This window comes from Citrobacter sp. R-1.5.2 (genome assembly GCF_035064245.1).
Classification (GTDB): Bacteria; Pseudomonadota; Gammaproteobacteria; order Enterobacterales; family Enterobacteriaceae; genus Citrobacter.
In genome coordinates this window covers 1-21,280 of sequence record NZ_JASEYC010000028.1, presented here as the reverse complement: position 1 = coordinate 21,280, position 21,280 = coordinate 1, and the positions used below count along the sequence as shown (strand labels likewise).

Annotated in this window: 27 protein-coding genes and 1 pseudogene; 11 read left to right on the top strand and 17 right to left on the bottom strand. The window is 52.8% G+C overall.

Going from position 1 to position 21,280, the window contains the following annotated elements:
- A pseudogene (locus tag QMN38_RS25250) lies at window positions 1–144 on the top strand (aminoglycoside 3-N-acetyltransferase); the annotation flags it as partial.
- A gap of 12 nt (window positions 145–156) precedes the next feature.
- Window positions 157–699 carry an AAA family ATPase gene (locus tag QMN38_RS25245; protein ID WP_000587837.1) on the top strand — a complete coding sequence of 181 codons (543 nt, stop codon included), beginning with the start codon at window positions 157–159 and terminating at the stop codon, window positions 697–699.
- Window positions 700–1,180: 481 nt separating this feature from the next.
- Here QMN38_RS25245 and QMN38_RS25240 read toward each other — a convergent pair whose 3' ends face one another.
- Complete coding sequence (locus tag QMN38_RS25240) at window positions 1,181–1,372, bottom strand: hypothetical protein (protein WP_000951934.1); 192 nt, start codon at window positions 1,370–1,372, stop codon at window positions 1,181–1,183.
- 23 nt (window positions 1,373–1,395) lie between these two features.
- Between QMN38_RS25240 and QMN38_RS25235 the strand changes: the two genes are divergently transcribed.
- The 5 genes from QMN38_RS25235 (at window position 1,396) to QMN38_RS25215 (ending at window position 7,116) form a co-directional block, all read left to right on the top strand.
- Window positions 1,396–1,623 (top strand): hypothetical protein, encoded by a 228-nt coding sequence (locus tag QMN38_RS25235; protein ID WP_000248278.1) that lies wholly within the window; start codon window positions 1,396–1,398, stop codon window positions 1,621–1,623.
- A gap of 50 nt (window positions 1,624–1,673) precedes the next feature.
- Window positions 1,674–2,810 (top strand): protein NO VEIN domain-containing protein, encoded by a 1,137-nt coding sequence (locus QMN38_RS25230; RefSeq protein WP_000080861.1) that lies wholly within the window; start codon window positions 1,674–1,676, stop codon window positions 2,808–2,810.
- Between the two features lie 114 nt (window positions 2,811–2,924).
- Window positions 2,925–4,295: an IS1182-like element ISCfr1 family transposase gene (locus tag QMN38_RS25225; protein WP_000971921.1), complete on the top strand. Its 1,371-nt coding sequence runs from the start codon at window positions 2,925–2,927 to the stop codon at window positions 4,293–4,295.
- A gap of 820 nt (window positions 4,296–5,115) precedes the next feature.
- Window positions 5,116–5,976: a broad-spectrum class A beta-lactamase TEM-1 gene (locus tag QMN38_RS25220; protein WP_000027057.1), complete on the top strand. Its 861-nt coding sequence runs from the start codon at window positions 5,116–5,118 to the stop codon at window positions 5,974–5,976.
- Window positions 5,977–6,234: 258 nt separating this feature from the next.
- The gene (locus QMN38_RS25215) at window positions 6,235–7,116 is read left to right on the top strand and encodes a carbapenem-hydrolyzing class A beta-lactamase KPC-2 (RefSeq protein ID WP_004199234.1); all 882 of its coding nucleotides are present in this window, start codon (window positions 6,235–6,237) and stop codon (window positions 7,114–7,116) included.
- Window positions 7,117–7,365: 249 nt separating this feature from the next.
- Here the strand turns inward: QMN38_RS25215 and QMN38_RS25210 are convergent, their stop codons facing one another.
- From QMN38_RS25210 to QMN38_RS25140, 15 genes are all read right to left on the bottom strand, one after another.
- Window positions 7,366–8,685 carry an IS1182-like element ISKpn6 family transposase gene (locus QMN38_RS25210; protein WP_004152397.1) on the bottom strand — a complete coding sequence of 440 codons (1,320 nt, stop codon included), beginning with the start codon at window positions 8,683–8,685 and terminating at the stop codon, window positions 7,366–7,368.
- A gap of 276 nt (window positions 8,686–8,961) precedes the next feature.
- Window positions 8,962–9,141, bottom strand: coding sequence for a hypothetical protein (locus QMN38_RS27100; protein WP_016359293.1), 180 nt, complete (start codon window positions 9,139–9,141; stop codon window positions 8,962–8,964).
- On the bottom strand, window positions 9,141–10,136 hold the full coding sequence (locus tag QMN38_RS25200; RefSeq protein WP_012561144.1) for an ATPase, T2SS/T4P/T4SS family: 996 nt from the start codon (window positions 10,134–10,136) through the stop codon (window positions 9,141–9,143). Before QMN38_RS25200 ends, QMN38_RS27100 begins: the two co-directional genes overlap by 1 nt.
- A gap of 41 nt (window positions 10,137–10,177) precedes the next feature.
- The gene (gene virB10 / locus QMN38_RS25195) at window positions 10,178–11,338 is read right to left on the bottom strand and encodes a type IV secretion system protein VirB10 (RefSeq protein WP_000101710.1); all 1,161 of its coding nucleotides are present in this window, start codon (window positions 11,336–11,338) and stop codon (window positions 10,178–10,180) included.
- Complete coding sequence (locus QMN38_RS25190; RefSeq protein WP_000735066.1) at window positions 11,338–12,222, bottom strand: TrbG/VirB9 family P-type conjugative transfer protein; 885 nt, start codon at window positions 12,220–12,222, stop codon at window positions 11,338–11,340. The genes virB10 and QMN38_RS25190 overlap by 1 nt, the downstream gene beginning before the upstream one ends.
- A 10-nt stretch (window positions 12,223–12,232) precedes the next feature.
- The gene (locus QMN38_RS25185) at window positions 12,233–12,931 is read right to left on the bottom strand and encodes a VirB8 family type IV secretion system protein (protein ID WP_000646594.1); all 699 of its coding nucleotides are present in this window, start codon (window positions 12,929–12,931) and stop codon (window positions 12,233–12,235) included.
- Window positions 12,921–13,067, bottom strand: coding sequence for a conjugal transfer protein TraN (locus QMN38_RS25180; protein ID WP_001257173.1), 147 nt, complete (start codon window positions 13,065–13,067; stop codon window positions 12,921–12,923). The genes QMN38_RS25185 and QMN38_RS25180 overlap by 11 nt, the downstream gene beginning before the upstream one ends.
- An 82-nt stretch (window positions 13,068–13,149) precedes the next feature.
- Window positions 13,150–14,190, bottom strand: coding sequence for a TrbL/VirB6 family protein (locus QMN38_RS25175; protein ID WP_001749958.1), 1,041 nt, complete (start codon window positions 14,188–14,190; stop codon window positions 13,150–13,152).
- Window positions 14,191–14,205: 15 nt separating this feature from the next.
- Window positions 14,206–14,433, bottom strand: a complete 228-nt coding sequence (gene eexN / locus QMN38_RS25170; protein WP_001749959.1) for an IncN-type entry exclusion lipoprotein EexN — start codon at window positions 14,431–14,433, stop codon at window positions 14,206–14,208.
- A gap of 7 nt (window positions 14,434–14,440) precedes the next feature.
- Window positions 14,441–15,154 (bottom strand): TrbJ/VirB5 family protein, encoded by a 714-nt coding sequence (locus tag QMN38_RS25165; protein WP_001749960.1) that lies wholly within the window; start codon window positions 15,152–15,154, stop codon window positions 14,441–14,443.
- Window positions 15,155–15,171: 17 nt separating this feature from the next.
- Complete coding sequence (locus QMN38_RS25160) at window positions 15,172–17,772, bottom strand: VirB4 family type IV secretion/conjugal transfer ATPase (protein ID WP_012561149.1); 2,601 nt, start codon at window positions 17,770–17,772, stop codon at window positions 15,172–15,174.
- Complete coding sequence (locus QMN38_RS25155) at window positions 17,772–18,089, bottom strand: VirB3 family type IV secretion system protein (RefSeq protein ID WP_000496058.1); 318 nt, start codon at window positions 18,087–18,089, stop codon at window positions 17,772–17,774. The genes QMN38_RS25160 and QMN38_RS25155 overlap by 1 nt, the downstream gene beginning before the upstream one ends.
- Window positions 18,090–18,139: 50 nt before the next feature.
- On the bottom strand, window positions 18,140–18,433 hold the full coding sequence (locus tag QMN38_RS25150) for a hypothetical protein (protein ID WP_001749962.1): 294 nt from the start codon (window positions 18,431–18,433) through the stop codon (window positions 18,140–18,142).
- A gap of 9 nt (window positions 18,434–18,442) precedes the next feature.
- Entirely contained in the window at window positions 18,443–18,724 is a 282-nt protein-coding gene (korA, locus tag QMN38_RS25145) for a transcriptional repressor KorA (protein WP_016338364.1), read from the bottom strand.
- Between the two features lie 8 nt (window positions 18,725–18,732).
- The gene (locus tag QMN38_RS25140; RefSeq protein ID WP_013279384.1) at window positions 18,733–19,470 is read right to left on the bottom strand and encodes a lytic transglycosylase domain-containing protein; all 738 of its coding nucleotides are present in this window, start codon (window positions 19,468–19,470) and stop codon (window positions 18,733–18,735) included.
- A 108-nt stretch (window positions 19,471–19,578) separates the two neighbouring features.
- On the opposite strand from QMN38_RS25140, the gene QMN38_RS25135 reads away from it, so the two are divergent.
- The 4 genes from QMN38_RS25135 to QMN38_RS25120 are packed head-to-tail and all read left to right on the top strand — an operon-like array spanning window position 19,579 to window position 20,902.
- Complete coding sequence (locus tag QMN38_RS25135) at window positions 19,579–19,884, top strand: H-NS family nucleoid-associated regulatory protein (protein WP_012561154.1); 306 nt, start codon at window positions 19,579–19,581, stop codon at window positions 19,882–19,884.
- A 15-nt stretch (window positions 19,885–19,899) separates the two neighbouring features.
- On the top strand, window positions 19,900–20,244 hold the full coding sequence (locus QMN38_RS25130) for a hypothetical protein (protein WP_012561155.1): 345 nt from the start codon (window positions 19,900–19,902) through the stop codon (window positions 20,242–20,244).
- Entirely contained in the window at window positions 20,241–20,555 is a 315-nt protein-coding gene (locus QMN38_RS25125) for a TrbM/KikA/MpfK family conjugal transfer protein (protein WP_016338363.1), read from the top strand. The genes QMN38_RS25130 and QMN38_RS25125 overlap by 4 nt, the downstream gene beginning before the upstream one ends.
- Window positions 20,556–20,590: 35 nt before the next feature.
- A complete protein-coding gene (locus QMN38_RS25120) occupies window positions 20,591–20,902 on the top strand; it encodes a hypothetical protein (protein WP_013279382.1) in 312 nt (103 codons plus the stop codon).
- Between the two features lie 139 nt (window positions 20,903–21,041).
- On the opposite strand, the gene QMN38_RS25115 is transcribed toward QMN38_RS25120, so the two are convergent.
- Window positions 21,042–21,280: hypothetical protein (locus tag QMN38_RS25115; protein WP_207890555.1), on the bottom strand; the 239-nt coding region annotated here is incomplete at its 5' end.

Below are 21,280 nucleotides of genomic sequence, written 5' to 3'. Positions count from 1 at the left end.
GTCGTGGGCTTTGCTCAGTGCTACCTGTTCGACGCGCAGGACATCGTGACGTTCGGCGTCACCTATCTTGAGAAGCATTTCGGAACCACTCCGATCGTGCCTCCGCACGAGGCCGTCGAGCGCTCTTGCGAGCCTTCAGGTTAGAGGCCGTCGACAATGATAATCTGGATCAACGGACCTTTCGGCGCCGGAAAGACGACGCTCGCTAAGCGGCTGCGCGATCGGCGTTCCAAATCGCTGATCTTTGACCCCGAGGAAATCGGGTTCGTGGTGAAAGAAACGGTCCCCATGCCAGCGAGCGGAGACTATCAGGATCTCCCCTTGTGGAGGGGACTTACGATCGCGGCGGTCAGGGAGATTCGAAGGAATTACTCGCAGGACATCATCATCCCAATGACGCTCGTGCACCCGGACTATCTGACTGAGATACTCGACGGGGTAAGGCGGATCGACGATCAGCTGCTGCACATCTTTCTGACGCTCAACGAGGACCTATTGCGTCACCGGATCGCGAACCAGACCATGCATCCTGACCCGAATCGAAATGCGGAGATTCGAGAGTGGCGATTAGCGAATGTCGCCCGATGCTTGGCCGCAAGGGAACGGCTTCCATGCACAACCCGTGTTCTCGATAGTGGTGCACACACCAGCGATGAACTCGCAGCGATGGTGCTCGACGGAATCGATGGGCGCACCTGATCGCCTTCGACGCCTGCGCAAAGCGTAGCGCGAGGGTGGCGGGCTCACGACCAAACGCCCAGAGGTCGATCATCGCAGGGATGTTTGGCTTTGTGGTGCGGACGACGGGACTCGAACCCGTACTCTCACAGAGAAGCAGATTTTCGTACCACCTCGACTTTCGCCGCCGTCTGATGACGTTCGTGGTCTGGACTGTCCCTTCGCCATTGCCCGAAGGCTTTAGGCGCCGCCCGTCCAGTCTCTACACCTTCCCCCGAAGGGGCTTGGCTCGGGATTGGCTTAGGGTATTGCCCGTTAGCGTTCCCCGACTTTGAGCGGTTCTACTCCGCGGATTTCCCCGCGGGCACTCCAATTTTAAAGTCTGCTGCGTCTACCGATTTCGCCACGTCCGCCTTTTTTCGCCGTTCCTAGCGCTCGTGCGATGCACCTATGTTGCACCTAGCGCCGAATCGTTCTTCGTCATCCTGAAAAACCACGTCTCCTAAAGCCTTGCATAGCTTATCTTTTCTCCACCACGAACTTTTTTGTGGGATGGTAGAAAAAAAGACTTTTTAAGTCCGCTGGCTTGCCAGGCCTTGTTAGCTTGTACGGTCATGGTTATCGGGTAAAGAATATTGACGGCATCGCTGGTGTCGGTGGCTGAAAAGCCGGCTCCCATCAGGGCAATAGCCATTTCAGATGCAGGCGTACAGGGCAATGGTCAACAGCTACAGCCTGTCTGACGATTCCGGCGTCATGGCTGCGGCGGCTATCACGCATTTTTTGTTCGGTCAGGCGGTGTTTTCGTACCTCAATGGTTGGAGCGTGTTGATCGGACCTGGTACAGGTTTGGACAGCACGGGCTGCAAATACGCAAGGGATTTAATGGGCCTGGTGGCGTTCACGGCTTTTATCGTGACGTTTCTGTTCAGGGGCTACTCATAATCTCGTGGCTCGGCGGTTCCCGGCACACCATGACAGTAAGGAAGGACCCTGTGTCTCAACTCTCCCAGCTTCGAAGCCCCGCCGCCGTGCAGGCTGCCATCGATGAGTTCGTGCAACTGGGCCGCACGAAATTCCTGGCGCGCCACGGCTACGGCAAGTCCCGCGACTTCCTGGTACGTGATCCGAAGACCGGCACCGATTGCGATTCCAAGGCCATCGCCGGTGTGGCCTTCGGCAAGCAATTTCCCGAGCAGGGCCCGCTCACTGCTGACAGCTTCTCCGGTGGCGAGACGACCGTCGTTCCGGCGCTGACGCGGCTCGGGTTTCGCATCATTCGCATCGGCGAAGACTGGTCCGAAGAAGAGGTCCTGGCCACGGTCGAAGACTATTTCGACATGCTGCGTGCCGAGGCGGCTGGGGAGCCGTACCACAAGTCCGAGCACAACCAGGCACTGCGCCAACTGCTGAACGGTCGCAGCAAGTCTTCAGTCGAGCTCAAGCACCAGAACATTAGCGCCGTACTCGATGCCCTGGGCCTGCCCTATATCAACGGCTACAAGCCACGCGGCAACAGCCAACTGCTGCTGCGTAAATCCGTACACGCCTACGTTCTGGAACATCAGCAGACGGTCGGCGCTCTTGTCGATGCCCTGGAGGAGGTAAAACTTCCGGGTGACAAAACCTACCGAGCGGCTTTGGTAGAACCACCCGCCCGTGAAGTGCTTGTGCGTACCCCGGCATCTCTACGGCAACGCCTACCGCGAAAGTTCGATTATGCCGCTCGCGATGAAGCCAACCGCAAGCTGGGCCGGGCAGGGGAGCAGTGGGTGATTGGCTACGAACAGCAACGCCTGACCGAGCTCGGCCACCCAGAGCTTTTTCAGCGGCTGGATTGGGTGTCCGACACCCAGGGAGACGGTGCGGGGTTCGACATCCTGTCGTTCGAAGAGGACGCCCATGAGCGCTTCATCGAGGTGAAAACCACCAATGGCGGGGTAGGCTCGTCTTTCTTGGTCAGCCACAACGAACTCGAATTCTCCAAGGAGGCGGGCGATCAATTCCATCTGTATCGCGTGTTCCAGTTTCGGGACGGTCCGCGCCTGTTCACGCTACCCGGCGACCTCAGCCAACATGTGCATCTCAAGCCGACGGACTACCGGGCGAGTTTCCGGAGTTTGGTGGGGTAAAGGCAGGGTTCTGTTGAGCCGAATGGCTGTGTGCGGCCGATTCTGTTGAAAAAGTAGCGGCCTCCCCATGCCGTTGGCAAAATTGCTTTGTCAGCGAGCGTGGGGGCGAACAGCATGATGGGACAGTTACCGGGAGGACAGCAGCGCCTGTTCTACTCGTTCAATCTGGAAGATCACGTCCCGGCCCAACATCTCCTGCGCAGCATCGACCAGTGCTTGGATCTCAGTGATCTACGTGCCTACCTGGCAGATTTCTATAGCCCCATCGGGCGTCCCTCGATTGACCCGGAGTTGATGGTGCGCATGCTGGTCGTCGGCTACTGCTATGGCATTCGTTCCGAGCGGCGATTGTGCGAAGAGGTGCACCTGAACCTGGCCTATCGCTGGTTCTGCCGGTTGGGTCTGGAAGACGAAGTCCCCAATCACTCGACCTTCTCGAAGAATCGCCATGGGCGTTTTCGTGACAGCGATCTATTCCGCTGGTTATTCAATGAGGTGCTGCGGCGCTGCATGGCAGCCGGCCTAGTCAAGGGTGAAGGTTTCGCCGTCGACGCCAGCATCATTAAGGCGGATGCCAGCCGGCAACGTGGGGTGGCGGGAGATGAGGTCGATTGGAACGATCCAAAGCTCAGCAGCCGCGCAGTGCGCGAGTACCTCGAAGCCCTTGATGAAGAGGCGCTGGCTGAGGCTCTTCCCAAGAAAATTTCGCTCACTGATCCTCAGTCCCGTTGGACAGCAGCGCCAGGTGGCCCGGCCTTTTTTGCCTACTCCACGAATTACCTGATCGACACTGAGCACGGTGTGATCATGGACGTGGAAGCTACCCCGGCGCACCGTACCGCCGAAGTCGATTCGACTAGGACGATGGTCGAGCGTGTCGAGGCGCAGTTCGATCTCACACCGGAACGCCTTATCGGCGATACCGCTTATGGCACCGCCCCGATGCTGGCCTGGATGGTCGAAGAAAAGGACATCGAACCGCATGTGCCGGTGTGGGACAAGACCGAGCGCAAGGACGACAGCCTCTCCAGTAACGACTTTCACTGGAGTCAGGACGCCAATGAATATCGCTGCCCAGCCGGCAAACCGCTACGCAGTGAATGGCGCGCCTTCACCCAGCAAAGGTCGCGGGTAACTAAGGCCAAAACCGTCATTTACCGCTCCAGCCAAACCGACTGCGCCACCTGCCCGTTGAAAGCGAAATGCTGCCCCAACACGCCGAATCGGAAGATCGTCCGCAGCATCCATGAGGCTGCCCGCGACGTGGCTCGACGCATCGCCAAGACACCGGAGTACCTCGTCTCTCGCTGCGAACGAAAGAAGGTGGAGATGCTTTTCGCCCACCTCAAACGGATCATGAAACTCGACCGTTTACGACTGCGTGGCCTAACGGGTGCCACTGACGAATTCACCTTGGCTGCGATGGTGCAGAACCTGCGCCGCATGGCCAAGCTTTTGCCTCAAGGGCCACCGCTGACGGGATAGGTATGCCTGCTACGAGCAGAAACCCTCAAATTAACCCTTAAACCTGAGCAAGGACGCTCAGTGAAACGCCGGAAGGCAACTTGAAGTGGCTTGCAGCCACTTCGACAGCAGGCACACCTGATCGGCAGGCTGCCGCTAAAGCTACTTTTTCAACAGAATCGGCCGATTTGTGCCGGTCGTCAAGGACCGCTTCGGATCACTCTCAACCGGATCGCGGGCCAGCTGATTTGCTAAAACCCGCGCCAAACTCAACGAAGGATTTCGCATGATCCGTTTTTTTTGGCGATCACGCTCGGCCTGATGGTTGGCTGCTCGTCGAGTTCAAGTTCGATCTGATCAGTGAGCGGTAGCGCAAGTGGATCGCCTCAGCCAAGCAGCGTTGTTGCCGGCGGCCGGAAGAAAGCCTTGAACTAGTAGCGGAAAGGATGAAACTTTATTTTTACGATTCTCAGCATTTTCCAAGGTTGAGCGAAAATTAGGATGATACTTTAATGATTCCGGCCTCCATCCCCACAAAACGCTTGCAGATGGCAGAATTGAAATAAGTCATTGTTTTAAATGGATTTTTGCAGGAATTGCTACGTTGCAGGGTCCTGTAGTTAGGATGACACTTTATTTTCCTCCCACAGGCCTCGTGATACGCCTATTTTTATAGGTTAATGTCATGATAATAATGGTTTCTTAGACGTCAGGTGGCACTTTTCGGGGAAATGTGCGCGGAACCCCTATTTGTTTATTTTTCTAAATACATTCAAATATGTATCCGCTCATGAGACAATAACCCTGGTAAATGCTTCAATAATATTGAAAAAGGAAGAGTATGAGTATTCAACATTTTCGTGTCGCCCTTATTCCCTTTTTTGCGGCATTTTGCCTTCCTGTTTTTGCTCACCCAGAAACGCTGGTGAAAGTAAAAGATGCTGAAGATCAGTTGGGTGCACGAGTGGGTTACATCGAACTGGATCTCAACAGCGGTAAGATCCTTGAGAGTTTTCGCCCCGAAGAACGTTTTCCAATGATGAGCACTTTTAAAGTTCTGCTATGTGGTGCGGTATTATCCCGTGTTGACGCCGGGCAAGAGCAACTCGGTCGCCGCATACACTATTCTCAGAATGACTTGGTTGAGTACTCACCAGTCACAGAAAAGCATCTTACGGATGGCATGACAGTAAGAGAATTATGCAGTGCTGCCATAACCATGAGTGATAACACTGCTGCCAACTTACTTCTGACAACGATCGGAGGACCGAAGGAGCTAACCGCTTTTTTGCACAACATGGGGGATCATGTAACTCGCCTTGATCGTTGGGAACCGGAGCTGAATGAAGCCATACCAAACGACGAGCGTGACACCACGATGCCTGCAGCAATGGCAACAACGTTGCGCAAACTATTAACTGGCGAACTACTTACTCTAGCTTCCCGGCAACAATTAATAGACTGGATGGAGGCGGATAAAGTTGCAGGACCACTTCTGCGCTCGGCCCTTCCGGCTGGCTGGTTTATTGCTGATAAATCTGGAGCCGGTGAGCGTGGGTCTCGCGGTATCATTGCAGCACTGGGGCCAGATGGTAAGCCCTCCCGTATCGTAGTTATCTACACGACGGGGAGTCAGGCAACTATGGATGAACGAAATAGACAGATCGCTGAGATAGGTGCCTCACTGATTAAGCATTGGTAACTGTCAGACCAAGTTTACTCATATATACTTTAGATTGATTTAAAACTTCATTTTTAATTTAAAAGGATCTAGGTGAAGATCCTTTTTGATAATCTCATGACCAAAATCCCTTAACGTGAGTTTTCGTTCCACTGAGCGTCAGACCCCGTGTTGACACCGGCGTACCCTCGGTGCTATCTTCGCGCCCCAATAGTCGGGGCTTGGCCAGGACTTCCTGAGGCCGTCCGTAACTCCACCTTCAAACAAGGAATATCGTTGATGTCACTGTATCGCCGTCTAGTTCTGCTGTCTTGTCTCTCATGGCCGCTGGCTGGCTTTTCTGCCACCGCGCTGACCAACCTCGTCGCGGAACCATTCGCTAAACTCGAACAGGACTTTGGCGGCTCCATCGGTGTGTACGCGATGGATACCGGCTCAGGCGCAACTGTAAGTTACCGCGCTGAGGAGCGCTTCCCACTGTGCAGCTCATTCAAGGGCTTTCTTGCTGCCGCTGTGCTGGCTCGCAGCCAGCAGCAGGCCGGCTTGCTGGACACACCCATCCGTTACGGCAAAAATGCGCTGGTTCCGTGGTCACCCATCTCGGAAAAATATCTGACAACAGGCATGACGGTGGCGGAGCTGTCCGCGGCCGCCGTGCAATACAGTGATAACGCCGCCGCCAATTTGTTGCTGAAGGAGTTGGGCGGCCCGGCCGGGCTGACGGCCTTCATGCGCTCTATCGGCGATACCACGTTCCGTCTGGACCGCTGGGAGCTGGAGCTGAACTCCGCCATCCCAGGCGATGCGCGCGATACCTCATCGCCGCGCGCCGTGACGGAAAGCTTACAAAAACTGACACTGGGCTCTGCACTGGCTGCGCCGCAGCGGCAGCAGTTTGTTGATTGGCTAAAGGGAAACACGACCGGCAACCACCGCATCCGCGCGGCGGTGCCGGCAGACTGGGCAGTCGGAGACAAAACCGGAACCTGCGGAGTGTATGGCACGGCAAATGACTATGCCGTCGTCTGGCCCACTGGGCGCGCACCTATTGTGTTGGCCGTCTACACCCGGGCGCCTAACAAGGATGACAAGCACAGCGAGGCCGTCATCGCCGCTGCGGCTAGACTCGCGCTCGAGGGATTGGGCGTCAACGGGCAGTAAGGCTCTGAAAATCATCTATTGGCCCACCACCGCCGCCCTTGCGGGCGGCATGGATTACCAACCACTGTCACATTTAGGCTAGGAGTCTGCGCGGCAGAGCCGTGTGACCGGTTTTCTGTAGAGCACTGACGATGGCGGCGGCGCTCTCTGCAATTGGCAAGGCGTCGGCGCCAAGGATACCAATCTTGCGGCGCGCGGCGTGTTATGACGACTGGGGTGCATTTGAGCCGCCCCATTTAACCTTCGCCCTCACAGATACGCCATTCGCCTCAGATTTAGCGCCATGCAGACGAGCTTCCACTCGGCTTGCACCTTGTCCAGGCCCCTCATGCTGAACTGACGCAATCCCATCACCGCCTTGATCCAACCATTCGGAGCCTCCACGATCGACTTGCGCCGGCGGTAAGCTGCATCGCCTTGCTCCGTTTTCAATTTCGCCGCAATCGCCGCCGTATGCGGATGGGTCTTGGCATTGACCTTGGCATCTTCACGTCCCTCGCGGCCGAGGGCAACGATGACATCGCCGTGGTGATCGGCGACCTTTGCCAGAACAGCCTCACTACGGAATCCCGCATCCGCCAGCGTCTGGGCCGGCATTTCTCCGGTGTTGGCCTGAACTGCTGCCAGCATGCCCAGCAGCGCCTGACTGTCCGCGGCGCAGTTGGTCAACTCCGCCGCCACGATGATCTGGTGCTCGGCATCGACCGCTGTGTACCCGTTGTAGCTCTGCTCGGAGCCACCACCGGCGTGTTTCATGATCCGGCTGTCCGGATCGGTGAAGCTTTCCTGATCACGGTCATCCGGCACACCAAACTCGCGTTTGTACGAGCCACCGCCCTTGTCCGAGCCATCCGGATGGCGAGGCCGGCGGCCATCGTCTTCGCTGCGCCCCCGGGCCTGGTCCGCTTCACGCTGGCGCGCTTCCAGGCGCGCCTTTGCCGCCTGGATCGCCTCCAGGCGCTTCTCGCGGCGAGAAATCTCGGCAGGAATGTCCAGCTCCGGCTCGTTACGCTCCTGGTCGTCGGTAGCCTTGGCGCGATCAAGCAGCGCCTTGATCTCGCAATGCAATTCGTCCTCGGCCGGCTTCATGCGCTTATAGCTCATCGCCTTGTGGCGGCTGGCGTTGGCTTTTACCTTGGTGCCGTCGACCGCGATCGTGCCAAGCTTCACCAGCCCACATTCGCGCGCCAGTTGCACCACCTGAACGAACAAATTCTCAAGCTCGGTCAGGTGTAGGGCACGGAAGTCACTCAGCGTGCGGTGGGCCGGGAAGTTTCCAGCGGCCAGCACACGCAACGCGACATCCTCGTACAGCTTCCTGGCTAGTTTGCGCGAAGAGAAGACGCCGCTCGCGTAACCATAGATCAGCACTTTGACCATCATCGCCGGATGAAACGGCTGATTGCCCGGACCACCGCCGGCATACCGGGCGTGGAATGCGCTCAAGTCCAGCGTATCGACAGTCTCGCTGATGAAGTAGGCAAGATGCCCTTCAGGTAGCCACTCTCCCAGAGAAGGGGGCAGCAGATAGGATTGGTCGGGTCGGTAAGGAAGGTAACTGGCAGCCATCCCCGTATCGTCCTCGATCTTCCGCCGATTTGGCTTCTGCCGCGCAGGCTCCTAGGCCACCGTAGCTAAACATACGAGAAAAACCGCTTCTTGAGCGCTCTCTGAGACCACCTTGCCGACAACGCAGAAACGGTTGCGGAAAAATCGGCGTTTCCGGCGTACGCCACCCGACCTGGACGAACTATTGCGGACCTGGAACTGGAGTAGCGGAATTCCCCGGGGTTTCAGCGTCGCGCCACAGCGCCTCAGATAGATGCGGTAGCCTTTGGCGGGTCGTCATGCCGCGGACCACCCCCCCAAAAAATTCCACAATGCGGAATGGCGGAATTTTCTGGGGTTCCCGCTTACCCCCCCTTCAGGCGAGTAGCCAACCTGAACGGATGGTTCCACCGCAAAGGCGGGCAGGGCGGCTGTCGTAAATGCTGCGGCCAGAAGCCAGGTTGCTAAGTTTTTCATTACAGGCTCCCGTTCACACACTGCATTTTATATTCAGGGTCAAAATAAATTTCTTTGATTTTCCGCTTTTCCATATGCACCACAACGTCAATGGTGGAGTAGAGCATTCGCATAATATCGCTCATATCGAGCATACGGCCGATAGGGGTCGCCTTGATAAGCAGCCCAATACGGTTAAAGGCATCGCGCGCAGAGTTAGCGTGCGTTGACATAACACCGCCTGGATGGCCGGTATTAAGTGCTTTAAGATAATCCCACGCAGCATCATCCCTAAGCTCAGTCATGATGATACGGCCCGGTGTCAGACGCATACAGGCTCGCAGGGCATCAGTGGCGCTGACGCGGCCGATCTTTCCTGCATCGCCGTACATCATATAAACGGCTTCTACAACGTGATCGACCGTGACTTCGTGAACGTCCTCTAAAATAATTACACGCTCGTCTTTATGTAGCGATTTTAACAGCGCGCGCGTGAGTACCGTTTTCCCCGACCCGGTTTCACCGCAGATCACGATAGTGCGTTTCTTCTCAACGGCGGTTTGCAGGAATGCGGGCCATTTTTCGCTGCTGTGCAGCTCTTTAAGGAAAAAATCATCATCCGTTAGGCTTTGCTTGCTGCCGGTAATCTTCCGGCAGTCACTGAAAATCCCCTCGCGGGTCAGCTGCTCCAGATTTTTATCGGCCGCCAAATCCTTACGAAACGCTACGGCCGTTGTACCGTCAATCACCGCAGGGGGCAGACAGATAACGCCCCTGATCCCGCCAGGCAGGATCACGTCATTAATGGCCTGCATGGTCAGCTTGTTGCTGCTCACCAACGATTTAGCAAGGTTCCTAATAAAATCTGCCGTAATTGCCGCGTTCTGCACAACCCTGCGGCCGCTGAACGTATCACAGATAACTTCCTGAAAGCAGTTAATGCGAATTTCAAAAACAGTAGGATCTTCTAAATACTCGCGCAGTGGGCCAAGTTGATAGAAAGCTGCATCAGTCATGATTACTCCTGAAGAAAAGCGGGCGCTAAGCGCCCACTTTTTTAGTTGTCTGCGAGCGTATAAACGCCGCTGAAATCGAGGTCGCGGGCAACAAAAATGCTCACCGCATCACCCTGCTGATCGTAGAGGGTAGGGGGGATAGACATGTAAGAGCGGAGTGCTTCAGACGCCAGCTGCTCACCGCTGTTTTCTGTGCTGTTGTACTGAATGTTATTACTCTGCGTCTGGTTAACCAGCGCCGTTAAGGTGTCAGAGAACAACGAAATCATGATCGCACCACGCAGACGCTCCCACATATGGGTATCCACCTGGCCCGGAATCCCCGCGCTGCCGAGTGAGTTCGTTCCGGCACTGTCAATATTAACGATTGTCCCGTCCTGGTCATTGCGGATACGCTCCCAGAGAACAAACACGCGCGCCTGGCCGTCTTTGATACCACCGGTAATCTGCCCGTCAACCCATGAGCCTTTATCAATCAGCCTAACGAGTCCATCAGCTGAGTAAACGTCCTGTGAAACCCGGCAGGAAACCTGACCCGGAACAGTGGTATCCAGCTCGGTGCCGGTACCACAGGGGATCATTTTGCCTTTCGGAACAGTCAGGCTGGGATTAGCCATGACTCCAGCGCGGCTAGCCTTCAGCCTTGCAGGAGTCAGGTTTTTAGCGAGTGCTGAACTACCTTCGCTTGTTTCGTTGTCCTGGGGCTGCACTCCGGGACTATTGCTTGTAGCCGCCTGATTAGTCTGGGCCAGCTCGCCGCCCAGACGACGCTGCATAGCCAGTTCTTCAGGCGAAGGTTCTTTACGCTTATTAGAGGTACGCGCGGCGGTATTGCTGCTGCCCGCATCTGCATCTGCCTGTGCGGCAGCCTGCACAGCACGGGCATCAGTGGCGCTATTCTGCGCAGTTGCAGGTTTATTAACATCAGGATCGCTGTTAAAGCTGTAGTTTGGCAGTGTATTGGCCTGTTGCGCTTTACCACCGTCTTTATCAGCTTCAGCTTTAGCCGGGGTGCGAATTTTACCCATGACCGTAATCCCGATGAATACCAAAGCAAGCAGCGCCATCAGTATGACAAAGGCTTTCATACCAGGAGCCGAACGGCGGTTACTGCCTTTAAATCCGCCACGCTCGCTTTCGAATTCACCGTCTCCGGTGTTTTCATCGAGTTCCTGATCTACATCGACACTTTTACGGGCCATCAGTTATCCTCCCCAATTTGAACCCTGCGCACATCCGGGGAAGCCGTACCGGTTGCTACCGCACCGGCGCCCGGCGCGAAATTATTATTACGAACGCCAACGACTTTATCGCCCAGACGAATACGCCACTCTTTAGCGACGGTTTCCACCTCGATGATGTTGCGGTTCTCACCCACAACATGAGAGTTAGGCAGCGTTTCTTTGCCACTGGCCGAAATCATGTAGACCTGCGGTAACTCCGCATTGGCCGGAAACTCAAACCGGGTAAAGCGGTAGTTATCCCAGACGTGAACCGGCTGGATGCTGCGCATTTCAGGCTGTTCGCTCATTACGTACTGATAGTTCTTCGCCCCCGCAAAAGCCGTCTGCTTCAGCTTCTGCGTAATGCGTTTTTTATCAGCCGCGCTTTTGGCTTTTTCCTGCTGCTCAAACGGATATTCATAGGTCAGCTGAAGAACGGCCTGGCGCACAGCCCACGGCGTTTCAATAAAGGATTTTGATACCGTACCGTCTGCATTTTTCTTCGTTTCTTCACCGATGAAATGGAGGACGATGTTATAGGTGCGCTTATCGGTGACGATCACCAGGTTGGTATCACTCATGGCCTGTTTCGGCTTCACAAAAAAATGGTTCATTTTGTGCGCAAACGTCCAGCTTTCAGAATCGCCAAAAGCATGAGTGATATAGGTTTCGTCAGGCGCGACAACAATGTGGGTAGCCACACCGGCGATAGCGTCAATTTTGACCACATTAACAGGGTTATAAACAACGCTTTTAATGCGATAGTCATAAGGAGAATTGCGGCCAACCTCAAGCGCCATAACGTTAGTGGCCGCGCCTCCCAGGACTGACAAAACGACTGCTGAAAGAAGTAGTTTTTTCATGGGGCAGCCCTCAGTTAACTTCAGGGTTGACGCGATAACTCGTCACGCGGAAACCCAGCGGGTTGACATAACGCTGCTCAGCATTCATCGCCAGCGATTTATATTCATACCCCATAATGGCAATCCAGCGCTGCGGCTGATCATCAACGGGATTGCTGCGCACGCGGCGAACCGTAGTAAAGCGTATCGTTGCTACGCCGTGCGGTTTATCGAGGATCACAGAGTTAATCTTCACGCGGGTCGTTTCACTGTCGCCCAGAACCTTATCAAGACCGTTGCGGCCCTTGAACTTGCTCTGGTAAGACTCTGCCACGTTCGGCGTGGACATTAAGCCAACGGCCGTATAGTCGACCTGAACTGAATAGAAGTCATAGCTCTCACGGTGAATGACATATTGTGTCAGCCAGAACTTATCAATTTCGTCACCATAAGAGGTCTGGTCGCGGGTCAGCTTGACCTGCTGTACTTCGTGAGTGGCCTCGTTGAGCGTTAGCAGATGTGCGGGGATTGGCTGGCTGTACTTATGCACCACGTAACCAACTAAAGAGAGTGCAAAAACAGTTACCACCGCTGAACCGGTGGCAACCATCCAGGCGGTACGCCGGGACTTCAGCACTTCATCCATCAGATCAACTTCAAGCCCTTTACGGCTTTCGTTGAACTCTTTAATGGCTTCACGTGTAAGCCCTGTTTTTTTATTAGCTTTCATTTGCACCACCTTGCGTATCAACCGGGATTGTTTTGTTTACTGGAACGGTGTTGCTCCAGTCCGGCTCCGGTGGCGGTTTATGCCCGCTGGAACAGGCGCTAATCAGAAGAACTCCCATAAGCAATAAGCTGCGCATTACGGCATCCATTATCGGTTGTTGAACGTACTAATTATAATAAGTCGTCGAAATTGCAATTTCAACGACTTTTGTTTTAATTTTATGCAGCCTTCTTCCCGCGACTGCCCCTTGCCTTACCACTTAAATTAGAACCACTGCTTCCTCCGCTGTTGCTGCCACTTCCTCCACCTGCCGATTGCTGGCCGCCGCCACTGTTACCGCCTCTGAACGCATTACCGCCAAACATGCCGTGGCTGCCCATATTGCCAAGCGCCTGCATGGAAGAACCCGTAGAGCGTGCGGCGTCAGCAACTCCGGCGCTGATACCGCTACCCCAGCTGGCGGCAATTTGCGGAATCTGGAACAGAACGAAAACGGAAATGACCGTCAGTAATAAGGCGGAGATAGAACCAGTGATTGATGAGTAAGCGGCATCAGAGTTCATCGAGGACAGGAGGTTGTCGAACATCTGCATGATGAAACCAAACACGAGCGCAAGAATGACGACGACAAGGCCATAGTTAATGACCGACGCCAGCCAGCGAGCAAAGATGTTTTTTGTCGCTCCCCACAGCAGGCAGAAGATTGCAATCGGGCCAAAACAAAGCGTAACGGCCAGAAGGATCTTAGCCATGATCACAAAGCCCGCACCGAGGCCGCCCAGCACAACGGTAGCAATCATCATAATGCCGCCAATGGCATACGCGGCCAGGCCGCTCGATGAAAACACGTCTGCGGCTTCCCATGCGGTGTTGACGATCTTGATACCTTTTTCAATACCGCTATCAATAATCGCCGGTACGCCACTTGCACCGACTTTATTAGGGGCAGACAGTATCCCGGCAAAATCATCCGGCAGGTGAAGCGCCACGTTGACCAGTTCCTGTTGATACCAGCCGCCCGCCGTTGCAAAGCTCAGGATAAGGGCTATGGAAAGATACTCTTTAATCAGCGAACTCAGGCTGTCGCCCGCCCCCGGATTAAACGCTGAGTACATCCCCTGAACCATCAGCTTGATTGTCAGACAGGTGGCAATCAGAGGCGTTACATCAGAGATAATGGTGGCAACATTGGCGCTCACCATTGACGTAATCGCCCCGTCTACTTTTGCGAAAATGTCTGCGACTAGGGTGAATGCCATATTGCCTCCTTACTCCTAAATTTTCGGTGAATTGATTTCGCCGTCTTTTTTGCCGAACACAAACAGCTGACGATCGGCTTCGCGCGCGTTTTTGCAATCAGGTTTCTGAAGTTCATCCGCGTCTTTCTTGCATTCCTGAATTGTTGCCTTGCGCTCTTTCTCATGTTTTTTGTACCACTCCACGTCATGCGAGGCATCGCAGGCCACTAGGAGGAAAGGGATAACAAGCAGTAGTTTTTTCATAATTACCTCAGTTAATTGAAGGTGACGCGGTAACGTCCCCGCCGGTTCCAAAAACAAAATTGTGGGTGGCACGTTCTTTCTGCGCACGTAATAGCTTGTCCTGTGACTGCTGCAACATGTTCATCAGATTCAGCTTCGCCTGCTCACCCTGAATAGCACCCTGTGACGTCTGGATACGGGCCTGTAAGTCAGCAATCGATTTCAGGTCTGGAGTCGTTTTAATCTGCTCCGTCAGCTCCTGCATATCGGTTAGTTCCTGCATCTGGTTGTTGTAGGCTTTTTCTGCCATAACACGGTCATAAGCGCCTTTTTCAGCCAGCTTTTTGTTCATGTAGGTAATTGCTTCGCTGGGCGTCATGTCGTCAACTTCCGCATTAAACTGGCCCATCATGCTGTTAACTGAAGGCGTGACGGAAGAACTGGAGTTCATGGCGTCGCTGTAGATCTCCTTCCAGTTGTCCGGCAAATTATTTGCCAGCGTGCTGGTAGACGTCCCCAGCAGATCGCCCAGGTTGGTTGTCTTTGCCATCGACTCATACATATTTTTCTGCGTTTGCAGCTGGCTTTTAAGCTGCTCCAGCTGCTGCGCCATTTGCTGAAGCTGCTCGACCTGTTTAGCCAGCTCAGTAGGGTTGGTCACGATGATGCCTGCGGAAGCGCTTTGCGCGCCTCCCAGTATCAGGCCGGTGGTCAGCAATACTGCCGTCAGTGTTTTTTTCATGGTGTTTTGCCTCGTTGTTAAGCCGTCAGGCGCCAGTATTCTTTGAGCCATACTTCAGGGTCATTACCGAGCCGTTCAACCAGCTCATGCGCAATTTCGGCGTTTTGTGGTTCACCGGACAACACGCTAAGAACGTTGTCCATTGTCTTAATATCTGCATCAATATCGTCGCTGTTGCGAGGGTAGAGATTGAAAGAAGCAATCGCAGACTGTTGCCCTTGTTTAACCAGGAACTGTCTGGAGTGTTCGGTAATCGACATCAGCGCGTCGTATTCAGCATCAGTAAGGAAGGCATAATCCTCTCGGATAGCTTCCGGATCGCGCAGGCAGATTTTTGTGACGGTCTGCGACATGATCGTGCGGCCAATACGGCTGGACAGCGCATCGTTCGGCTCCTGCGTGGCAAACACATAGATAGCGTCTTTCTTACGGTCAGTTTTGATACCACGCTTAACTTCACGCTCGATAACCGGATCGTCAAGGTAGGCGTGGAACTCGTCAAAGCACTGAATGACGCGGCGTTTGCCGTCGATGGAGTCACGTACCCGGTACAGAAGGTACATCATGAGCGGAGTACGGGCCGGGCTGGATACTTCCTCTTTGGCTGCGATAAACTCGGATAAATCGAAGCCAAAAATATCATTCGCGCTGAGATCCAGGCTGTCTTTATCATTGTCAAACAGCCAGCCATACTGGCCTTCGCGCGTCCATTCGCGCAGCAGCCCTTTCAGTGATACGCCATTTTCCACAACTTCATTCACGTACCCGTCCAGGATAGTAACGGTGCGCGCCTCGCGTGGAATAAGTGAGCCTTCCCCCATAACCGCATCAACGCCTTCAGCCAGTTCGGTAGCCATCGTTGCGCTGATAGGCCCGTTATTGGTGGTTTCCACACAAATGCGGAACAGGTTTTTAATGAGGGCAATATTGCGTTTGGTCGGTTCAATCTGAAGCGGGGCAAACCCGGACGGCATACCCTGTTGCAGAACTTTATAGTAGCCACCAACGCTTCGAATGAACGGCTCCATACCGCGGTCACGGTCATAAACAAAAAGCCGCGGGTTGTACTTCATTGACTGCGCCAGCAGGAAGTTAAGCAGCGTGGTTTTACCTTCCCCCGACATACCCGTTATTAACGCATGGCCCAGCGGGCGTTTACCGTAGGAAAGTTCTTCAAGCGGGGTCACATGGAAATTAAAATAGAGTGGCGTACCGCTGATCGTGCGGAACATGGTCAGCGCTGGCCCCCACGGGTTATTGTCAGGCTTGCCACGCATAAAATTGTGGAACGGGCTGAAGTGCAGGAAGTTCCATGAGTTTATCGGAACCGGGCGCGGCGCCCATTTCTGGTTGCCAGGCAGTCTCGCATAATATGCAGCCTCAGAGGCCAGGCTGAGAGTCCCGCCAACCACGCCACAGCCGGTTAGCATAACCTTCACACGACGCGCTTTGCGCTGTACCGCGTTTTGGTCATTATCCCAGACATGCACGGTTCCATGATGGTAGCCCATCACGAACTCTCTGGACGTCAGCATATCGAGCGCGGTACCAAGCTGTGCCAGCTGGCTTTGCGCACGGTCGCGCGTTTCCTGCAAAGATTTTTCCTGATGCGTCAGAAACGTTTTAGCTGAAGATTCAGAGAGGCAAGAAAAACTCTGCGTCAGAAGGTATTCAAAATCGGCTTCTTTAAGCATGTTAAGCTGGCCTGGCTCTGTATCTTCTTCGTATTCACGAAATTCAATGCCGGTGGTATAGAAGTTGTGATCTACCGTTCTGATCTGGACAACATCCCCCCACAGTGAGCTAACAGGGCGGTTGTCCATGATGTACTCACGGATACGATCACGGCAAACAGGCACGATGGCCCATTCCATATTTGCGAGGAAATAAAGGAACTCCAGCGCTTTTGAATAAGCGTGAGCCTGCGAAGGTTCAGGCTCGTTGCGTTCGATAACAATGGCTTCGTCAAAAATGTCTGATTCATCGACTTCAGCAAGTTCTTCACGTTCTTTTTTATCAGGCGCAGGAATTTCAACACCGCGTTTGTCACGATAATAGATACCCAACTGCTGAATGCCATACGGCTTCATTGCTTCCAGGATTTGTTCAGAAATATCTTCCAGACCTTCAAGCGCCTCATTCTGCATTCGCTGAATTTCGTCACGAGTCGGCTTTTCAAATTTCGCCAGAAACTTCTGTGTTTTATCCCCTACCTGTTTGTAAATAACGGTCAGATAAAGGTCATTAATCAGCTGCTTGGAATCACCGTGCAGCTTACGGTTATATTGATCAACATAAGCAGGGAAAAAATGGTCATACTCACCATCCGGGTACTCTTTAGCCTCATGGTGATATTCATGCGTCCACAGCTCTACATGGTCTGTTCCGAAGCTCTTGACCAGCGTATTAAGGTCTTTATGCCAGGTGACCAGTTCCCGATCTGATGCGCAGTCATGTGTGCGGCCATCCAGCTTGAAAAAAGCCATCAGATCGCCGTTTTCCATCGAAATCACGTAATCATTGAGGTGATAAGAATAGGGCAAATACTTTTTATTTACTGATGGCTCCTTACGGTAGGCATCAATTTTTTTTGGCTTCGTAGCGGTGGCAGCTCTCATTATTTTAAACCCTTACGTTTGTAGTCAACAGAGGAATAAGACGATCCTCCCCACTGCTTAAACGGAGAATCAAACCAATTACTGAATTTGGTTTTCAACCACAGGCCCATAATTCGAAACATGCGGTCGTCATATTTTGTTAATGCAGCTGAAGGAATCCACAAAAAGACGAACACCAGGATCGCCCACATATGAATAATCATAAAAAGCGAGGCAGAAATCATGAATATCATCATAGCTACATTACGTGGTACACCCAGCGCGCGAGGTAAGCGAGTCGCACCTTTGAAAAGCGGTCTTTTCCCGTCAACGAACATCTTTGTAGTCCTCACTTTGGGGGACAAAAGTCCCCCCCTTTTCGCGTTGTTCAGCTTCCTACGCCCGTCAGGGAAACCAGAAATGATGCAGAACCAATACCAATCAGCGAGATTACGATACGAGGAATAAAGCTGGCTGGGATTACGTGAAGCATCCACATAAAGCAACTAACCATGATCGCAATAGCACAACCAATTGGAATCCATGTGCTCAACCACGTCTGGATTGATGTAGCGGTTGATTCACCAGTATCGGTGCCAGCGGCCAGCGCAATTTGCGGCAGGGCAATGGACAAAACGCCCATAACTACCGCAGGGCCATACTTCTTAAACAACGTGGTCATACTTTCTCCTTACTCACTATCTTCTGTTGATTGCAGATTTAACCGGCATTCTTCAACGCCACACTTATCTTTCAAAAACTCTGCCAGTAGCCTTAAATCAGCCCAGGTTCGTAGTTCATGCTCTTTGTTAACCCGAATGGAACATGCGATCTGGCCCAACTGTTCATCGTCTATCTGAAAAACGGGATACCACGTCTTTAATGAAACCCGTTTTATCGTTACCTCCTTCACTTTTCCTGTTTCAAATAGCTCCAGGATCTGTGATTGCAATACAAGGTACAAACGTTCCATCCATAACCTCACTCCCCCTTCGCTGTTTCCTGTTTGGTTAAAAAGGCATCCGTATTATTTCGGCTGAAGGCATCGCCATCACCCGAACCAAAAACATCTTGTTCACCGTCATACTGCGTGGCCGTACTTTTTGCCTGCTGAGGCTCAGTCGCGGTGCTGTCCTCACTGGTCTGGCCATCAGGTAGCAGCGTAGGGATTTTCAAATCAGTTGATTGACGCGCCACGTTGATAACTTTCGTGACATACCCGTTAGAAATCCCGTTTATGAGTGAGCCGGTGTTGTAGCAGGAAAGCGCGTGTCTCAGCGCAACCTGCCCGGCTGGATAGGATTTCAGGGCGCTATCATAACAGGCTTTAAGGATGGTCTGGCTCGCCCGCAGGTTGATGCAGGGCTTGAAAATATCGTCAACCGAAAGACCCAGGCCCACTAAATTATTTGAGTTAATTTGTGCAAGGCCCATATCAAAACTTTTATTATCCTTCAGCAGAACTTTCGAAACGCTGACGGCCTCAGCTTCAGTACGTGGTTGCTGTTTTAACTGGGTACTACCACCGTTAATATTGATCCTGTACGGCCCATTTGAGGACTCATGGCCGACGATGTACGCCATTGTTAAGGGTGAAACATCAGGCGCACATCTCTGCGCAAGCCTGGCAACTTCATCTGAGGCAGGCGCAGCACTGGCACGGCCAGCACAAGCAAGGCAGGCCAGAGCGAGAACCAGAAGTTTTGGATGTTTACTCATTTACGTTTCACCGCGTAATTGTAATTTCGACGACTTATGTTTATGATAAGGGCTAATGAGATCGTGTCAAGAAGAAACGAAAAGAAAACCTCTGAAGGAAGGAAGGTAATGCTGGTTCCCCTGAAATCAGAAAAACGCCCCAAAGGTGAACCCATGTATCGTGACCCGGATAACCCTTTTAATACGTGGACTGGTATAGGGAAGCGCCCGGCCTGGCTAACTGCAAAATTGGACGCTGGCATTAGCCTGGAAGCCATGAAAATGCAGGGCGTTGCCAACCCCAGAGAACATAGACAAGTAAAATACCGCGACCCCAGGAACGCAGAAAATACCTGGTCCGGGACTGGCCGCCGACCAACATGGCTCAAAGAGCTGCTTGATAGTGGTTTATCACTTGATGATCTAAAGATATAACCGGAGAGTATAAAAATGGGCGATGTTATTGATTTTGCGGAAAAGCAAAAAGGCAGAAGGAAGAAAAAGGCATTTTCCATTCCGCCCATTTTAAGAAAATTCCGAGTCCATGCTATCAGGTTACTCGCCAGCATCATCAAATCCGGCTCTTATTCAGTTGCTTATATCGTTAAGAAAATTACAGGAAAGTTAATTAAGTTGTTCGCAATGTTAACGATTTTCGTTTTTATTGTCGAATATATCGCAGGCGATATAGGTTACAAATCTATTTATAACTCTGCGTTATTATTAATATTACTTACCGTTATCAACATTCTGGCGGGTGTATATCTGAACAAACTGTTAAGGACAAAACAATGAAGAAACTCTTAATCCCTCTGATAGCAGCTGGTAGTCTGCTTTATCTTCCTGCCAGCCATGCTGAAGATCCCTGCAAAGTTATTATGTGCATGGCGGGCAAGCTCACCGGCGATAGCGGCGGAAGCGAGTGTAACAGTGCTGAAGCTGCTTTCTTCAATATCGTTAAAAAGAACAAGCACGGCTTTTTACCCAACCACACGAGGGATGCCAGGAAGGCTTTTCTTAATGAATGCCCGGATAATGGCGAAGGTGGAAGTAACCAGTCGATGATAAGCCAGATCATAAGTAAATACGGGAAAGTTCGCTTATAGGCGGGCTAGGAATAATCTCAATTTAAGGAGCCAACGTGAAAAAAATTATATTAAGTGCATTAGCCTGTACAGCTCTCTTAACTGGTTGCGTCAGCCAAGATAAAGGTAATGCGATGCAGAGCCAGATGAATAACCAGCAACGCCAGATTAACGAATTATCCGTTCGTTTGCAGTCTGCGGAGTCCCGGCTATCAAAGCAGGAAGAAAAGCTGCGCAACGAACTGCTGCAATCCAGCGGCTATTGCTATCTGAATGGCGCCCGCTACTCGACCGGCACCGTACTTTACGGGCGGATTTGCCAAAATCAGTCAGGCAGCGCTTCGTGGCAGGTTTACAGCCGTCGCTAAACACCAGGGCGGTTTAACCGCCCTTTTCTTTACCCACAGAAAGCACACTATCACCATGTTCCCCTTCCCCACTACAGAAAACCTTATTCTATGGGCTTGCAGCGCCATCGCACTGTTTGCCGTTGTATTCTTCCGGCGTTCAGTACGCAACCGACGACACAAAAGGAAGCAGCAAAGTGCGCGGCGGGTGCTGGAGCGCATAAAGACGTTGCCGGGCTTCCCACAAAAAATTAACTACCTGAGGAAAATTGATCCTTTTGTGTTTGAAGAACTGTTGCTGGAAGGATTTGAAGCGCATGGCGGCTTTGTTGAATAAATCAGATTTCGGGTAAGTCTCCCCCGTAGCGGGTTGTGTTTTCAGGCAATACGCACGCTTTC

Excerpts from the sequence above, each read along its gene's own strand:
- QMN38_RS25165 (WP_001749960.1), bottom strand. The coding sequence starts at position 15,154 with ATGAAAAAAACACTGACGGCAGTATTGCTGACCACCGGCCTGATACTG.
- QMN38_RS25225 (WP_000971921.1), top strand. The coding sequence starts at position 2,925 with ATGATGGGACAGTTACCGGGAGGACAGCAGCGCCTGTTCTACTCGTTC.
- QMN38_RS25210 (WP_004152397.1), bottom strand. The coding sequence starts at position 8,685 with ATGGCTGCCAGTTACCTTCCTTACCGACCCGACCAATCCTATCTGCTG.
- QMN38_RS25140 (WP_013279384.1), bottom strand. The coding sequence starts at position 19,470 with ATGAGTAAACATCCAAAACTTCTGGTTCTCGCTCTGGCCTGCCTTGCT.
- QMN38_RS25155 (WP_000496058.1), bottom strand. The coding sequence starts at position 18,089 with ATGTTCGTTGACGGGAAAAGACCGCTTTTCAAAGGTGCGACTCGCTTA.
- korA (WP_016338364.1), bottom strand. The coding sequence starts at position 18,724 with ATGGAACGTTTGTACCTTGTATTGCAATCACAGATCCTGGAGCTATTT.
- QMN38_RS25125 (WP_016338363.1), top strand. The coding sequence starts at position 20,241 with ATGAAGAAACTCTTAATCCCTCTGATAGCAGCTGGTAGTCTGCTTTAT.
- QMN38_RS25190 (WP_000735066.1), bottom strand. The coding sequence starts at position 12,222 with ATGAAAAAACTACTTCTTTCAGCAGTCGTTTTGTCAGTCCTGGGAGGC.
- QMN38_RS25235 (WP_000248278.1), top strand. The coding sequence starts at position 1,396 with ATGGTCAACAGCTACAGCCTGTCTGACGATTCCGGCGTCATGGCTGCG.
- QMN38_RS25220 (WP_000027057.1), top strand. The coding sequence starts at position 5,116 with ATGAGTATTCAACATTTTCGTGTCGCCCTTATTCCCTTTTTTGCGGCA.
- QMN38_RS25130 (WP_012561155.1), top strand. The coding sequence starts at position 19,900 with ATGGGCGATGTTATTGATTTTGCGGAAAAGCAAAAAGGCAGAAGGAAG.
- QMN38_RS25200 (WP_012561144.1), bottom strand. The coding sequence starts at position 10,136 with ATGACTGATGCAGCTTTCTATCAACTTGGCCCACTGCGCGAGTATTTA.
- eexN (WP_001749959.1), bottom strand. The coding sequence starts at position 14,433 with ATGAAAAAACTACTGCTTGTTATCCCTTTCCTCCTAGTGGCCTGCGAT.
- QMN38_RS25215 (WP_004199234.1), top strand. The coding sequence starts at position 6,235 with ATGTCACTGTATCGCCGTCTAGTTCTGCTGTCTTGTCTCTCATGGCCG.
- QMN38_RS25245 (WP_000587837.1), top strand. The coding sequence starts at position 157 with ATGATAATCTGGATCAACGGACCTTTCGGCGCCGGAAAGACGACGCTC.
- virB10 (WP_000101710.1), bottom strand. The coding sequence starts at position 11,338 with ATGGCCCGTAAAAGTGTCGATGTAGATCAGGAACTCGATGAAAACACC.
- QMN38_RS25150 (WP_001749962.1), bottom strand. The coding sequence starts at position 18,433 with ATGACCACGTTGTTTAAGAAGTATGGCCCTGCGGTAGTTATGGGCGTT.
- QMN38_RS27100 (WP_016359293.1), bottom strand. The coding sequence starts at position 9,141 with ATGAAAAACTTAGCAACCTGGCTTCTGGCCGCAGCATTTACGACAGCC.
- QMN38_RS25175 (WP_001749958.1), bottom strand. The coding sequence starts at position 14,190 with ATGGCATTCACCCTAGTCGCAGACATTTTCGCAAAAGTAGACGGGGCG.
- QMN38_RS25185 (WP_000646594.1), bottom strand. The coding sequence starts at position 12,931 with ATGAAAGCTAATAAAAAAACAGGGCTTACACGTGAAGCCATTAAAGAG.
- QMN38_RS25160 (WP_012561149.1), bottom strand. The coding sequence starts at position 17,772 with ATGAGAGCTGCCACCGCTACGAAGCCAAAAAAAATTGATGCCTACCGT.
- QMN38_RS25135 (WP_012561154.1), top strand. The coding sequence starts at position 19,579 with ATGCTGGTTCCCCTGAAATCAGAAAAACGCCCCAAAGGTGAACCCATG.
- QMN38_RS25180 (WP_001257173.1), bottom strand. The coding sequence starts at position 13,067 with ATGCGCAGCTTATTGCTTATGGGAGTTCTTCTGATTAGCGCCTGTTCC.
- QMN38_RS25240 (WP_000951934.1), bottom strand. The coding sequence starts at position 1,372 with ATGGCTATTGCCCTGATGGGAGCCGGCTTTTCAGCCACCGACACCAGC.